The sequence below is a fragment of the Hymenobacter duratus genome (assembly GCF_014698995.1).
Lineage (GTDB): Bacteria > Bacteroidota > Bacteroidia > Cytophagales > Hymenobacteraceae > Hymenobacter > Hymenobacter duratus.
In genome coordinates, this window is sequence record NZ_JACWZZ010000002.1 from 207,064 (window position 1) to 221,053 (window position 13,990).

Sequence of the window (13,990 nt, forward strand, 5' to 3'; positions counted from 1 at the left end):
CCTGCAAGCGCTCCGCCAACTACCAGGCGCCACGCCTCTCCCCATGCTTTGGGCTGAGAAAAGAAAAGGCCGGCTCCTTGGGAGCCAGCCTTTTTCAAGCTACTCTATTGCGGTAGTACTACAACGCCGCCAGGCTTTGCTCCAGGGCCGTGATTTTGGCTTCGGTGTCGGCCAGCTTCTGCCGCTCGCGCTCCACCAGGTCGGGCTTAGCGTTGGCCACGAACTTCTCGTTAGCCAGCTTTTTCAGCACCGAGTCGCGGAAGCCTTGGGCGTATTCCAGCTCCTTGGTCAGGCGCTCCTTCTCGGCCCCGAGGTCAATCTGCCCTTCCAGCGGCACAAAGAACTCCGCGCCGCCCGCCACGAAGCATACCGAAGCCGCCGGCGCTTCCGTCACCACCGATACGTCGGTGAGGGCGGCCAGCTTGCGGATGATGCCGTCGTAATCGGTCAGCAGCTGGGTGTCGTCGGTTTTGGCGGCCAGGGTCAGGGGCTTGTTGGGGCCCAGGCCCTTCTGGTTGCGGATGGTGCGCACGCCACCCACGATGGCCAAGGCCTTTTCCATGCGGGCCAGCACCTCGGCGGCACCCGCTACGGGCTGGGCCTTGGGCCAGGCCGCCACGCACACGTACTCCTTGGGGCCGCGCTCCTGCAGCTCGTGCCAGATTTCCTCGGTGATGAAGGGCATGAACGGGTGCAGCAGCTTGAGCAGGGTTTCCAGGAAGCCGGTGGTCAGGCGCAGCGTTTCGGGGTCGATGGGGGCCTGGTAAGCGGGCTTGATCATCTCCAGGTACTCCGAGCAGAAGTCGTCCCACACCAGCTTGTACACCGTCATCAGCGCGTCGCTCATCCGGAACTTCTCGAAGTGCTCGTCCAGCTCCACAATGGTGGCGTTCAACTTGGCACCGAACCACTCCACGGCCTTGTCGTTGGGGAAAGGCAGCGCGGCATCTACCTCCCAGCCCTTGATCAGGCGGAAGGCATTCCAGAGCTTGTTGCTGAAGTTACGGCCCTGCTCCACCAGCTTTTCGTCATAAAGCAGGTCGTTGCCGGCCGGGGCCGAGAACAGCATGCCGGTCCGTACGCCATCGGCCCCGAACTGCTTGATAAGGTCCAGCGGATCGGGCGAGTTGCCGAGCTGCTTGCTCATCTTGCGGCCCTGGGCGTCGCGCACGATGCCGGTGAGGTAGACGTTGCGGAACGGCACTTCCTTGCGGAATTCCAGCCCGGCCATAATCATGCGGGCCACCCAGAAGAACAGGATGTCCGGCCCCGTCACCAAGTCGTTGGTGGGGTAGAAATAGTTGACGTCGGCGTTGTCGGGATCCTTGAAGCCGTCGAACACCGAAATCGGCCACAGCCACGACGAAAACCAGGTATCCAGCACGTCCTCGTCCTGACGCAGATCCGAAAGCTGCAGGTCGGCGTTGCCGCTCTGCTCGCGGGCCTGGATCAGGGCTTCCTCGGCGGTGAGGGCCACCACGTAGGTGCCGTCGGGCAGGTAGTAGGCCGGAATCTGCTGGCCCCACCACAGCTGCCGCGAGATGCACCAGTCGCGCACGTTTTCCATCCACACCCGGTAGGTATTTTTGAACTTGGCCGGGTGCAGCTTCACGGTATCGTTTTCCACTACTTCCAAAGCCGGCTTGGCCAGGTGCTCCATTTTCAGGAACCACTGCAAACTCAGGCGCGGCTCAATGACGGCCTTGGTGCGCTCCGAGGTCTGCACGATGCTGGCGTACTCCTCCACCTTCACCAAGTGGCCGGCTTCCTCCAGGTCCTTCACGATGTTGCGGCGGGCCGCAAACCGGTCCTGGCCCACGTAGAGCACCGCTTTTTCGTTAAGCGAGCCGTCGTTGTTGAGGATGTCGATAACGGGCAGGTTGTGCTTCACGCCCAGCTCGTAGTCGTTCAAATCGTGCGCCGGCGTCACCTTCAGCGCACCCGTGCCGAAGTCGATGCTCACGTACTCGTCCAGAATCACCGGAATTTCGCGGCCCAGCAGCGGAATCCGCACCTTCGCCCCGTGCAGGTGCGTGTAGCGCGGGTCGTTCGGGTTCACCGCCACGGCCACGTCTGCCATGATAGTTTCGGGCCGCGAAGTAGCTACAGTCAGGAACTGGCCCTCCTGCCCTACCACTTCATACCGCAGATGGTACATCTTGGCCATGACGTCCTTGGGAATTACTTCCTCATCGGACAAGGCGGTCTGGCCCAGCGGGTCCCAGTTCACCATCCGGACGCCACGATACACGAGGCCTTTCTGGTGCAGGTCCACGAACACGCGCAGCACGGCCTCGGTCAGCTCGGGCTCCATCGTGAAGCGCGTCCGGTCCCAGTCGCAGGAGGCGCCCAGCTGCTTGAGCTGCTCCAGAATGATACCGCCGTACTTTTCCTTCCACGCAAAGGCGTGCTCCAGGAACTGCTCCCGGGTCAGGTCCTTTTTCTCGATGCCCTGCTCCTTCAGCAAGGCCACCACCTTGGCCTCGGTGGCAATAGAGGCGTGGTCGGTGCCGGGCACCCAGCACGCTTCCTTGCCCTGCATGCGCGCCCGGCGCACCAGCACGTCCTGAATGGTATTATTGAGCATGTGGCCCATGTGCAGCACGCCCGTTACGTTGGGCGGCGGAATCACCACGGTGTAGGGCTGCTTGCGGGGGTTGGCTTTGGCTTTGAAAAAGCCCTGCTCCTGCCAGCGCTGGTACCATTTGGCTTCAACGTCGGCGGGCGTATAGGTTTTGGCGATGGACATCGTCGGAGGAAATCAGTTCAGAATACCCGCAAAAGTAGGCATTTCGGGCGGGGGCTGGAAATGGCCCTGTTCCGGTAACAGCAGTGGTCTTCGCAGCCGTAAAAAGCCGGCCAGCCAGCTCCCTACACGTCCGTAATTCTGATATTTATCGGGCTCATATCTGGCATAAACCGTATTTTGGCACTTCTCAAGCGTACCTTCCGCCACCTTGCCGCAGGTATTGCCAATTTAGTTTTAGCCTGTTTTCCTTCCTGTAGTTGATGCGTGCGTATGGCTCTTTTCTCCTTTCGTAAACCGTCATCCCCCAAAGCGGCACCTATGCCAGCTGTGGCTGCTTCCCCTCCGACTACCGCCACAACGCCCTCTTTCGCCGGTTCTATTCGGGTAGGTATGGGCCAGTTGCTGGTAGAGGGCGGGGAGCCAGAGCGCAACATGGAACGCGCCGCCCAGATGATTGCCGAGGCCGCCCGCCAGACCTGCGACGTGGTGCTACTGCCCGAAACGCTGGACTTTGCCTGGACCCATCCCAGTGCCCTGACGGAGGCACAGCCCATCCCTGGCCTCTACTCCGACCGGCTCTGCCAGGAAGCGCTGCGCCACCAGGTGTACGTGTGTGCGGGCCTGACGGAGCGTGGCGCCGACGGCCACAACTATAACGCCGCCATTCTCATTAACCCCCAAGGCGAAATCCTCACCAAATACCACAAAATCAACCTGCTGACCGTCGAGCAGCCTTTCTACGCCGTGGGCCAGACCCTGAACGTAGTGGACACGCCACTCGGTAAAATCGGGGTGAATATCTGTGCCGACAATTTCCTGGATGGCCTCAGCATCGGGCACACGCTGGCCCGCATGGGGGCCGAGTTTATCCTGTCGCCTTCCTCCTGGACCGTAGACTATTCCATTACGGAAGAAGACGACCCGTACCGCGAGAAATGGGTGAAGCCGTATTCCATCCTGGCGCAACTCTACAACGTCGCCATTGTTGGCACTACGTCTGTGGGTTACATTGTGGGCGGGCCCTACGAGGGCAAAAAAAGCGTGGGCTGCTCGCTGGCGGTTGATGCCTCGGGCATCCGGGCGCAGGGGACATTCAATGAGTTTGCCGGCGACCTAGTCGTGGCAGAACTACCACGGCCTGTACGGGCAGAAAAAGGGACGCAGATTGGGGAAATGCTGCTGCGCAAAGGTTTTCGTTTCGACGTATTGCCGGGTTAATTTCCCGAACATACGCTTTTTTTAATATGAGCTTAATTCGGTTATGCCAACTTGCAGGCATATTCCGTTTCGTTACTACATGACTCAACTTTACCAACAGTGCACCCGCTGCATCATGGATACCACTGTTCCTGGTATTCAGTTCGACAAGCGAGGTGAATGCAACTTCTGCGCCGTACACGACCACATGGACCAGGCTTTCCCGTTAGGCGAAGCCGGCAAACGTAAAGTGCAGGAAATAGCCGCTGACATCAAACAGCTGGGCAAAGGCAAAAAATACGACTGCGTGCTGGGAGTGAGCGGTGGCCGTGACTCGTCCTTTACGCTCTGGTACTGCGTAGTGAAACTGGGCCTGCGGCCGCTGGCGGTGCATTTCAACGACGGATTCGGCAACCCGGTAGCCGGCGAAAACATGATTAAGGCCTGCCGCAAGCTGGGGGTGGAAATGCGCACCATCACCTCCGACTGGCGCGAATCCAAGGACCTGAAAATTGCCTTCCTCAAAGCCTCGACTCCCGATATGGAGGAAGGCACCGATGTGGGAATTGCCACCGCCCTCTATGGCGTAGCGGCCAAGGAAGGCATTCAGCGCATTATTATCGGGCAGTCGTTCCGGACCGAGGGCATTGCGCCGCTCACCTGGAACTACCTCGATGGCAAGTACCTGAAGGCCGTGCACAAGCGGTTCGGCACCGTGCCGCTGCGCCCCTGGAAAGCCGATGACCCCGGCTTTCACCTCGATATTCCGCAGATGTTTTACTACGCCTTCATCCGCCGCATCAAAACCGTGACCCTGCTCTACCACGTGGACTATGTGCGGGCCGATGTGGATGAACTGCTGGAGCGGGAACTGGACTGGGTGAACCCCGGCGCACACTACTTCGACGACCTGTATCAGAGCGTCATCTACTACCTCAACCGCACCAAATTCAACATCGACCGGCGGCTGTTCAACTATTCGGCGCTGGTGCGTTCCGGGCAGATGTCCCGCGAGGTGGCGCTGGAACGCGTCAGCCACGTCAATAAGATTGAGGATGAAAAGGTGATTAACCTGTGCATCAAGCGGCTGGGCCTGACGCGGGAAGAGTTTGAGCAGATTGTAGCCAGTCCCCCCAAAACCTTCCGGGATTATCCCAACAACTACGCGCTTATCCGGCAGCTGCGCTGGCCCATCAAGGTGCTCAGCCGCCTGAACCTGATTCCGGAATCAGCCTACGACAAGTATTTCAACTGCGGCACCTAAAATCACAGATGGTGCAGATATTTTTGATTTAGCAGATTTTTTGATGGTTGATTCGCAAAAAGAAGAGGCTTGCCAGTCGGCAAGCCTCTTCTTTTTGGACGATTGAGTCCGGAACAGAACACAAATAAAATCTGTGATATCCAAGCATCTGTATCATCTGTGATTAGCTGTGCAGCCACTCTTTCTTGGCCGTCAGCTTCTCCTGTGATTCGCGGTAGTCGGGGTCATCCACGCAGCAGTCCACGGGGCATACGGCAGCGCACTGCGGCTCCTCATGGAAGCCAACGCATTCCGTACACTTGTCGGACACGATGTAGTAGTACTCGTCGGAAACGGGCGTTTGGGGTGCTACCCCGGACACGGTCTGGCCTCCATCGATGGTTACTTCCTTCAGCGTGGTGCCATCAGACCAGCGCCAGGCGGCGCCGCCTTCGTAGATGGCCGTATTGGGGCATTCCGGTTCGCAGGCACCACAGTTGATGCACTCGTCGGTTATCATGATGGCCATAGCCTTCGAATCAGTTAAGTGAGTAGTCGGAACGTTATAACGCAGAAAAAGGCTACATGGCAGCCTAACCGGTAGGCAAAAGTAGAAACTAACTCGTACCCTTGCGAGTTTTTTGCTGATGCCGGCCCCAGATAATGCGACGCCCGACGCCCGAAACGCCTCGTTTGCCGTTCTTGCGTCTGTTTGCCGGCAACTGTTCCGGCGTTTCGGCTTCGCCACCGCCCTTTTTTCGCTACTCTACTCCCGCTCATGACCCATTCCGAACGACTTACGGCCTTTGTTGCCTTGGGCCAGCTGCTGAGCCGCCTCCCCGAGGAGGAGCTGGCTTCGCTCACGTCGCGCGCCCGCAACCAGAATGCCTGGTTTGATACGCCCAACGTTGAATCAGCAATCCGGGGAGTGGCCGGGCTTCTGTCGGAAGACAGCCTGCGCCACTGGGCCGCCCGCTACCCCGCCGAACCTGCTACGCCCCGGCAGATAGGTGTGGTGATGGCCGGCAATATTCCGCTGGTAGGCTTCCATGATGCGCTGTGCGTACTGCTGAGCGGCCACACGCTGCTGGCCAAGCTCAGCAAAGACGACACCGTGCTGATGCAGTGGATTCTGGAGCAACTCAAGCGCCTGGAGCCGCGCTTCGCCGACCAGATTCAGATAGCCGACCGCCTCAACGCGGCCGATGCCTTCATTGCCACCGGCTCAGACAACACGGCCCGCTACTTCGAGTATTATTTCGGCAAGAAACCCAACATCATCCGGCGCAACCGCACCAGCGTAGCCGTGCTGACCGGCCGCGAAGAGGCCCACGACCTGGGCCTGCTGGGAGAGGACATTTTCCGCTACTACGGCCTGGGCTGCCGCAACGTAAGCAAGCTGTATGTGCCTCATACCTACGATTTCACGCCGCTGCTCGACTCATTGCAGCCCTGGCACCATATCCCCGACCACCACAAATACCAGAACAACTACGACTACAACAAGAGCATTCTGCTCGTGAACCGCGTGCCGCACCTCGACACCGGATTTCTGCTGCTCACGGAAAGCGCCCAGCTGGTTTCCCCGATTTCGGTGCTGCACTACAGCACGTATTCCAACGAAGTGGACCTGGTGGATCAGCTGACTGATGTAGCCGCTCAGACGCAGTGCATTGTGTCGGGGGGCGGACAGTGGGCCGGCAGCTTTCCGTTTGGGCGGGCGCAGCGCCCTGCCGTGTCCGATTATGCTGATGGCGTAGATACGATGGCCTTTTTGGCGGAGCTAGCGTAAAACACAGCAGAACGGTAAGGCACGGTTTTCGCCTCGCACCACCTCGGGTTCTGTGGTATCTGCCTCATGAATTCCTCATTGGCTTGCGGCCATATTCCGGCCTTCTGCTGTTCTCTGACCTTTAGCCTCCCCTTTTATGTCTCTGCCACTCCAGACTCTCGCTGCCGAGGTAATCGATAAAGACCTCATCCCGACCCTGAGCTTCCCCCACGACGACGTGCTGACCGATCCGGCCGACGTAAAACAGCGCCGCCATGATGCGGAACGGGCCACCAGCCTCGGCAATAACTACCACGGCAAGCTGGATATTTACTTCCAGACGGCCGATGGCGCCGTGAAGCGCGTGTATACCACCATCTGGGCCACGCACCAGGACTACCTCACGCTCAAGTCCGGCATCACCCTGCCCCTGCACGCCGTCCTGGCCTTCGACTTCTATTAACCCCCGGCTTTTCACGGTGACGGCGCCGGTTTCCCGGCGTCCGCACTCAACGCAGCCACAAAAAAGGCGCTTCAGATGAAGCGCCTTTTTTGTTGAACCTCTTTCAAACCAGCTCAGCGAATCCCGGAGGCTTTCGACACGACTTCCGGGGCTTTCGACACGACCTCCGGGCCTTTCGACACGGTTTCCAGAGGCTTCGACACGACTTCCGGGCCGTACGAGGGCCTATCCTACGCCGCTCATGCACTCTGGGGAAGCCACACAGTGACTGCCGGAACTGCGCTACTAGATACGGTCCAGCGTTTTCTGAATCAGGTCGTTGACAACGTCTTCTGAGTTGGTGGCAAATTCGCCGGTGGCGCGGTTGGCCACAATAGCGTTCAGCGACACTACCTCATGGCCCAGCATGCGGCCCAGCGCGTAGTAGCCGGCCGTTTCCATCTCGAAATTGGTGAGGCGGAACTCGCCCTCGGCGCTCTGGTAGCGGAAATTCTGGAACTGTTGAATCAGGTCGGGGATGCGCAGGTCGAGGCGCAGTACGCGGCCCTGCGGCCCGTAGAAGCCGGGGCAGGTGAGCGTATTGCCGACTACCATGCCCGCGCCCAGCTGCTCGCGCAGCAAATCGGTGCCCCGCACACAGTACGGGCGGTAGCTCAGGCCCAGCGCCTGCTGCACGCCGCTGGCTACTTCCACTTCCAGGCCGGTTTCCACCAGCGGATAAAACTGCATCAGCGAGTCGAGGCCCACGGCGTGCTCCGTCACCAGGTGCGAGCCCACCGGAATGTCGGCCTGCAGCGCGCCACTGGTGCCCACACGCACGATGCGCAGCGCAATCCGCTCTTCCAGCGGCCGCGGCTCCCGCGTCACGAAGTCGATGTTGACCAGCGCATCCAGCTCATTGAGCAGAATATCAATATTGTCGGTGCCCATACCGGTGCTGATGACCGTGAGGCGCTTGCCTTTGTAGTAGCCCACATGGGTCACAAACTCGCGCTTCTGCATCACCGTCTCAATGGAGTCGAAGTGCTGGCTGACGAGCGGCACCCGTTCCGGGTCGCCGACGGTGATGATGGTATCGGAAATATGGTCGGGCTGCAGATTCAGGTGGTAGATGCTGCCATCCTTGTTGAGGATAAATTCGGAGTCGGCGATGGGCATAGCGGGAGGGATTTAGGAGAGAAAGGTGCAATGGTACTGAAAAACGAAACATCGGGCAGCTGCCAAACCAAGGCTACTGCAGAACGAAAAGGACCTTGTCGCGCCGGAACGAGTCGTGCAGACGACAGCCATTCCAGCAGGACAAGGTCCTGACCGGGTAGTGCGGAGAGCTTACCGGGCCGGGGCGCGGTAAGAAATCAGGCCCTGCTCGGGGCTGTAGTGGTTGCTGATTTTGGGGTAGGTGCCGGTGCCATCATAAGGGCGCTTGTCGGGGTGCTCTAGGCAGGTAGCAGAGCAGGCTCCTTCCAATTGCTGACCGCAGGTTTCGCAGAGCGGCACGTGGGCGTTGCAGTGCGGATTGGCGCAGTTCACCATTCGGTCGGAGAGCGTGCCGCAGTGGTGGCAGTGGCTGATGATGGTGGGATTTACGCTGTTGACGTCCACGGCCACGCGGCCGTCAAACACGTAGCACTTGCCGTCGAAATCCTCACCCCCAGCCTCCAGGCCGTATTTGATAATGCCGCCATGCAGCTGGTACACGTCTTCGAAGCCCTGCTCCAGCAGGAAGGCGCTGGCCTTCTCGCACTTGATACCGCCGGTGCAGTACGTCAGGATTTTCTTGCCCTTGTATTGCTCCAGCTCGGCCACCTTGTCCGGAAACTCGCGGAAGTTTTCGATGTCGAGAGTCACGGCATTTTTAAAGCGGCCCAGCTCATGCTCGTAGTCGGAGCGCACGTCCAGCACCACCACGTCGTCCTGATCCTTCAGGGCACGGAACTCCTGCGGCGAGAGGTGCACGCCGGTCCGCTCGTAGGGCTTGATGTGCGGCAGGCCCACGTGCACGATTTCTGGCTTCACGCGCACGTGCAGCTTCTGGAAGGTGTGCGCGGCTGCGGGCTCCACTTTAAATTCCAGCGCCGCAAAGCGCGGATCGGCCTTCACCAGGCGCATATACTCCGCACAGTCGGCCACCATGCCCGACACGGTGCCGTTCAGGCCCTCGGGGGCCACGATGATGCGGCCCCGCAGGTTCAGGCGCAGGCACAGCCGATGATGCTCGTCGCGGAACTGCTCCGGGTCTTCAATCTGGGTGTAGCAGTAGTACAGTAGAACGTGGTAGTCCATCTTTTGAATTAATAATTAAGAATTAGTAATTAAGAATTGATGCCTGAGTTTCAAAGCCGCTGGCAGCCAGTGTAACAACTCAATCATTCATTCTTAATTATCAATTACTAATTAAACCTTGGCAGCAGGGTTGCCGAACACCGTTTGATTGGCAGGTACATCGGACACCACCACCGAGCCAGCGCCGATACGGGCTTTGTTGCCGATTTTGACGCCGGCCACCACTATAGCTCCCGCCCCAATAAAGGCCTGCTCCCCTACCGATACGTCGGCGTTGAGGATGGCACCGGCCCCAAGCTGCGCGTAGTCGCCCAGCTCGGCGCGGGCATCCACCACGGCATTGGGTCCGATCAGGCAGCCATTACCGATTTTGGCCGTGCCCACTACCACGGCGTTGGCGCTTATCAGGTTGCCATGGCCCAGCCATGCGTGCACCGACACGCTGGCGCGCTGGTGAATGGCATTGACGGGCACTGCCTGATACTCTTCGTGCAGCATGTTGGTGAGGCTGCGGCGGCTGGCCGTGTCTTCGGTAGCCACGAACACCTCACACTTTTTGCCCAGCAGCTTGAGCAGCTCTTTGTCGTCGGTGCTGCCCATCACGGGCACATCAAACAGCTCGGTGTTTTGCAGTTTGGTATCGTCGTCGAGGAGGCAATAGACCACCAAGTCGTTAGAAAGGAAGGCATCGAGGGCAGAGGTACCCACCGTTTGGGCACCGAGTATGATGATAGGATTTTCCATGCGAAGCGAAAAGCGGCCAGCGGCCGGCAGAGTTCCAAAACGCAAATTTAAGGATTCGTTTGCTCGTATGCCTCACCAGCAGCCGGCACCGGCCTCACAGGCCGATGCGCCGCAGCCAACGGGCCGCATGCGGATGCTGCAGCCCCAGCCACAGCAGATACGGCAGCAGGGCCACCCGATACCGGTTGAGTGTGCCCAGATTGGGCGTACTCAGGCCCAGCAGCGCAGCCAGCAGCAGACAATACGCCAGCAGCGCCACCACCACCGCAAACGGCAGACTGCCCGGCCGCCCTCGGGCTGTTTCTATGGCCGCCCATAGCAGCAGGGCCAGCAGCAGCAGGTTTTCGAGGCCGGCCGCAACATACAGCACGCCACTTCCCTCCCAGGGCCAGGGACGGCTCAGGGTGGCGGCAACTGCCTGCGGGGTGTGCTGCAGAAGGCTCGTGCCCGTAGGCCGCAGGTCGGGATAGTTGAGGTGCGGGCGGCTGCCGGAATTCTGCTGCAGTGTGTGGTAGTTGATGAGCAGGCGGCTGGTAAACTTATTGAGGCTGAACACCGGGCTGATTTCTCCCAGCATCCAGGCCCCGCCCAGCAGCCATCCGGCCAGCAGCAGCACCGCCACCTCGCGCCGAGAGCGGCCCAGCAGCCGCTCGGCCACCCGTATCAGCCCCAGGCCTGACAATACGGCCAGCAGAAGCCCGGCAAAAAAGAAGCGCATCTGAAAGTGCAGCACCGCCAGCGCCAGGGCCAAAACCACTGCCCCGGGCCGCACCCGCCGGCCACCATAGAGCCAGCCCAGTACCAGCGCTACCACCGCCGCTCCGCTCCCTACCAGCAGGCTTTCCTTCGTGATGCCCGACGTCCAGTACACGACGCTCGGCCACATCAGAAAACCAACCAGTACGGCTCCGGCGGGCGTAGCAGGCCAGATTCGGACTACGGCCCGAACCAGCTCCCAGCTGGCCACAAAGCAAAACAGGGAACAGTAAAGCCCCATCAGCAAAGCGCTGCCATTGCCAGCCAGCTGCAGCCCCGACAGCAGCTTGATAAAGAACAGCGTATTTGAAAACCCGTGAAAAACCAGATGCCGCCCGCCAAAGTGAAACTCGTTGCTTCCCAGCGTGTGCAGCCAGGCAGCCGGGTCGGCCCAGAGCTGCTGATTGACGGAGCATGACCAGCCGAAATAGTACAGTGGGTCGCCGCCGATGAAGTAGGTGGCTACGGCACAGGCCAGCACTTTCAGGGCCAGCAGCGGCAGCAGCCAGCGGCCCAGGAGCGGCTCGGCCAGCCGGAGCCGAAGCCAGCGCCACACCAGCAGCAGCAGGCCACTATTCAGTACCAATGCTACCAGCAGCTGCTTCACCGGACGGTACTATCACGTTGCAGAATCCGGCTCCCGATGGCGCACTGCATGCAGCGGCGCGGCGTGCAGTAGCCCCGATGCAGCGCCAGCAGCCCCTGCGAATCGGCGGCGGTACGCTGCACAAATCCCTGCGCGGCATACGCATCGGTGAGGTGGTTATGCTCAGCGGGCAGCTGACTGAGCAGCGCTACGGCGCTTTCCACCAGCTCCGGCTGGCCTACGTGCCGCGCATACGCTACGCGCAGTGGTACTACCACATTGGTAATCAGCATCTGGATACTGCTTTTGCCCAGCGCGGGCACCTTGCCCGGCACACCCGGCCGGTAATGCCCGCGCCAGTAGTCGGTGGTAGGTACCTGAAAAAAGCGCATCAGAGTAGGTACATCAGCGGCCGAAAGCAGGGCATCGAACAGGGCGGGGCGGGCATGCAGCACGGCCGACAGCTGCGCCAGCCGAACCGGTGGGAAGTTGGCGGGCCGCATCCGCAGAAAACTCCACTCGTGGGCGGCCAGTGCCGTGCCGTGCAGGCTGTACTTGTGGCGCAGAAACTCAAATTCCTGCCGCAGGCCGGCTATATAAGCATCTGTGCGGGTATTCTCATTCTCAGCCAGGAAGCCGGCCTGCCCAAACAGCAGCGCCTCCAGCTGGCGGGCGTCGTGGCGGTGGCGGCGCAGGACAGGCAGCGGCAGGGCCTTAGCCAGACGAGCCAGCGGCTCACTGTTTTTCTGGAATCCGAAGGCAGCCGCCAGCGCATGGTAGGCCGTGGCTTCCCAGTCCTGCTTCAGCTGCTCGTGCAGCTCTGCCACAACGGCCGCTTTCTGCTCTACCCGCTCCAGCAAGGCGCGTTCCGCCATGCTTATCCGCGTAATATCGGGCACGGTGCTCAGTAGCGGGGCGCACGGCAGTGCTTCGGCCGTACCCGGCGGTGCCACAAGCCGCTCATAGGTATGCAGCAGCGCGGGGGCAAGGCGCGGAGCCAGGGCCAGAGCGGGCACCTCGCTCCCATCGAGACGGCGCACGGGCTGGTCCGCTTCATAGACCACATGCAGCACTACCTGGTCGTATTTCGGGTCGTGCTGGTGCTGGTGGCGGTGCCAGTCGGAGGCCCGGATATGGATTTCCACTGCGCCGTTCCACTCCACTTCGCCCAACTGCAAGCGGGCATTCAGGAAGTCAGGCCCAGCATCGGAATTGCGCATGCCGGGCTTAAGCACGGTTATCAGTTCGCCGGCAGTGGTTTTTAAATCCGTCTTATCGAAATACTGATACTGCCAGACGTAGTGGAGAAAATCTTCTTGCATAACGCTATATCTACATATGAGCGGACAAGATACAGGAAACGGAATGTCCTGTTTTGATTTCCATGCCTGTAGAGTTAGTTGCGCTCTAAAACCAAACCGGCCCGCTTTTGCACGAAGCAGAAGCGGGCCAGCCAGAGTGGCAGAACTGCCTAGCGCAGGTCAATGACCTTCACGCCTTTGTATTTGGCTTTGTCGAAGTTGAACGTGGTAGCATCCACGGGCACATTCGGCGTAAACTTGTTGATTTTGAAGGTATAGCGGTTGCCGTTCTTCTTGAACATCTGCCAGCTTTTCACCGATTTATCGGCTTTGCTCACCTTCAGACGAACCTTGAAAACCGGGTTGTTGCGGTCTTCCGGCGACAGTTCGATGACGTCCACGGCCTCACCGCCTTCCCTGGCTTCCTGCACATAGGAGTACTTGTAGCCTTTTTTATACAGCGTGTAGATCTGAGAAGGCGAAATTTCCTGCTCATCAGGCTCGTTGTCGGAAATGGTTACTTCGTTTTCCGACTTCATGTAGGCCCACACGGTCTGGCCGTTGTTGATGACTTCCTGGCCGCTGATTTTCAGCCGGAACTTCTGCCCGCTTACCAGAATGTCGCCGCTTAGATTTTCTTTGACTTTGGTGGCATCATTTTCCAGGGTCTGCGTGAAGTTGGCCCGGAAGGCTTTCATCGTCTGGTACTTGGCGCTCATCTGGTCGAGAATCTTGCCGGCTTTGGGATCCTGCTGCGCCGAAGCGGCCGACAAGAGCGACACGGACAGGGCAAGCAAGGCGAGGTATTTTTTCATTGCAAAAAGGTGATTCGGTAGGTTGAGTACAGAGACGTGCAAGAGGCCACTTTGTTTAAGCGAGAACAAAAAGAAGTAGAAA

Annotated in this window: 12 protein-coding genes; 4 read left to right on the forward strand and 8 right to left on the reverse strand. The window is 59.6% G+C overall.

Annotated elements, in window-relative coordinates; translation table 11 throughout:
* Positions 1-118 precede the first annotated feature (118 nt).
* Positions 119-2,749, reverse strand: coding sequence for a valine--tRNA ligase (locus IC231_RS08790; RefSeq protein ID WP_190784166.1), 2,631 nt, complete (start codon positions 2,747-2,749; stop codon positions 119-121).
* 327 nt (positions 2,750-3,076) lie between these two features.
* Here IC231_RS08790 and IC231_RS08795 point away from each other — a divergent pair, with 327 nt between their 5' ends.
* Both IC231_RS08795 and IC231_RS08800 read left to right on the forward strand, forming a co-directional pair.
* Complete coding sequence (locus tag IC231_RS08795) at positions 3,077-3,967, forward strand: carbon-nitrogen hydrolase family protein (RefSeq protein WP_190784167.1); 891 nt, start codon at positions 3,077-3,079, stop codon at positions 3,965-3,967.
* A 79-nt stretch (positions 3,968-4,046) separates the two neighbouring features.
* Positions 4,047-5,210, forward strand: a complete 1,164-nt coding sequence (locus IC231_RS08800) for an N-acetyl sugar amidotransferase (RefSeq protein ID WP_223831392.1) — start codon at positions 4,047-4,049, stop codon at positions 5,208-5,210.
* Positions 5,211-5,373: 163 nt separating this feature from the next.
* Here IC231_RS08800 and IC231_RS08805 read toward each other — a convergent pair whose 3' ends face one another.
* Positions 5,374-5,718, reverse strand: coding sequence for a 4Fe-4S dicluster domain-containing protein (locus IC231_RS08805; RefSeq protein WP_190784169.1), 345 nt, complete (start codon positions 5,716-5,718; stop codon positions 5,374-5,376).
* Between the two features lie 249 nt (positions 5,719-5,967).
* Here IC231_RS08805 and IC231_RS08810 point away from each other — a divergent pair, with 249 nt between their 5' ends.
* The gene (locus IC231_RS08810) at positions 5,968-6,981 is read left to right on the forward strand and encodes an acyl-CoA reductase (RefSeq protein WP_190784170.1); all 1,014 of its coding nucleotides are present in this window, start codon (positions 5,968-5,970) and stop codon (positions 6,979-6,981) included.
* A gap of 136 nt (positions 6,982-7,117) precedes the next feature.
* The gene (locus IC231_RS08815; protein WP_190784171.1) at positions 7,118-7,423 is read left to right on the forward strand and encodes a hypothetical protein; all 306 of its coding nucleotides are present in this window, start codon (positions 7,118-7,120) and stop codon (positions 7,421-7,423) included.
* 285 nt (positions 7,424-7,708) lie between these two features.
* On the opposite strand, the gene IC231_RS08820 is transcribed toward IC231_RS08815, so the two are convergent.
* The 6 genes from IC231_RS08820 to IC231_RS08845 all read right to left on the reverse strand — a co-directional run bounded on the left by IC231_RS08820 (position 7,709) and on the right by IC231_RS08845 (position 13,908).
* A complete protein-coding gene (locus IC231_RS08820; RefSeq protein ID WP_190784172.1) occupies positions 7,709-8,581 on the reverse strand; it encodes a nucleoside phosphorylase in 873 nt (290 codons plus the stop codon).
* A gap of 171 nt (positions 8,582-8,752) precedes the next feature.
* Positions 8,753-9,706 carry an oxygen-dependent tRNA uridine(34) hydroxylase TrhO gene (trhO, locus tag IC231_RS08825; protein ID WP_190784173.1) on the reverse strand — a complete coding sequence of 318 codons (954 nt, stop codon included), beginning with the start codon at positions 9,704-9,706 and terminating at the stop codon, positions 8,753-8,755.
* A 111-nt stretch (positions 9,707-9,817) separates the two neighbouring features.
* Positions 9,818-10,450: a NeuD/PglB/VioB family sugar acetyltransferase gene (locus tag IC231_RS08830; protein ID WP_190784174.1), complete on the reverse strand. Its 633-nt coding sequence runs from the start codon at positions 10,448-10,450 to the stop codon at positions 9,818-9,820.
* 94 nt (positions 10,451-10,544) lie between these two features.
* On the reverse strand, positions 10,545-11,813 hold the full coding sequence (locus IC231_RS08835) for a hypothetical protein (protein ID WP_190784175.1): 1,269 nt from the start codon (positions 11,811-11,813) through the stop codon (positions 10,545-10,547).
* On the reverse strand, positions 11,810-13,114 hold the full coding sequence (locus tag IC231_RS08840) for a DUF2851 family protein (protein ID WP_190784176.1): 1,305 nt from the start codon (positions 13,112-13,114) through the stop codon (positions 11,810-11,812). Before IC231_RS08840 ends, IC231_RS08835 begins: the two co-directional genes overlap by 4 nt.
* A gap of 149 nt (positions 13,115-13,263) precedes the next feature.
* Positions 13,264-13,908 carry a LolA family protein gene (locus IC231_RS08845; RefSeq protein WP_190784177.1) on the reverse strand — a complete coding sequence of 215 codons (645 nt, stop codon included), beginning with the start codon at positions 13,906-13,908 and terminating at the stop codon, positions 13,264-13,266.
* Positions 13,909-13,990: the final 82 nt, after the last annotated feature.

Bases quoted from the DNA above. Each gene is read 5' to 3' on its own strand.
- IC231_RS08845 (WP_190784177.1), bottom strand. From the start codon at position 13,908: ATGAAAAAATACCTCGCCTTGCTTGCCCTGTCCGTGTCGCTCTTGTCG.
- IC231_RS08790 (WP_190784166.1), bottom strand. From the start codon at position 2,749: ATGTCCATCGCCAAAACCTATACGCCCGCCGACGTTGAAGCCAAATGG.
- IC231_RS08830 (WP_190784174.1), bottom strand. From the start codon at position 10,450: ATGGAAAATCCTATCATCATACTCGGTGCCCAAACGGTGGGTACCTCT.
- IC231_RS08815 (WP_190784171.1), top strand. From the start codon at position 7,118: ATGTCTCTGCCACTCCAGACTCTCGCTGCCGAGGTAATCGATAAAGAC.
- trhO (WP_190784173.1), bottom strand. From the start codon at position 9,706: ATGGACTACCACGTTCTACTGTACTACTGCTACACCCAGATTGAAGAC.
- IC231_RS08840 (WP_190784176.1), bottom strand. From the start codon at position 13,114: ATGCAAGAAGATTTTCTCCACTACGTCTGGCAGTATCAGTATTTCGAT.
- IC231_RS08805 (WP_190784169.1), bottom strand. From the start codon at position 5,718: ATGGCCATCATGATAACCGACGAGTGCATCAACTGTGGTGCCTGCGAA.
- IC231_RS08810 (WP_190784170.1), top strand. From the start codon at position 5,968: ATGACCCATTCCGAACGACTTACGGCCTTTGTTGCCTTGGGCCAGCTG.
- IC231_RS08820 (WP_190784172.1), bottom strand. From the start codon at position 8,581: ATGCCCATCGCCGACTCCGAATTTATCCTCAACAAGGATGGCAGCATC.
- IC231_RS08800 (WP_223831392.1), top strand. From the start codon at position 4,047: ATGACTCAACTTTACCAACAGTGCACCCGCTGCATCATGGATACCACT.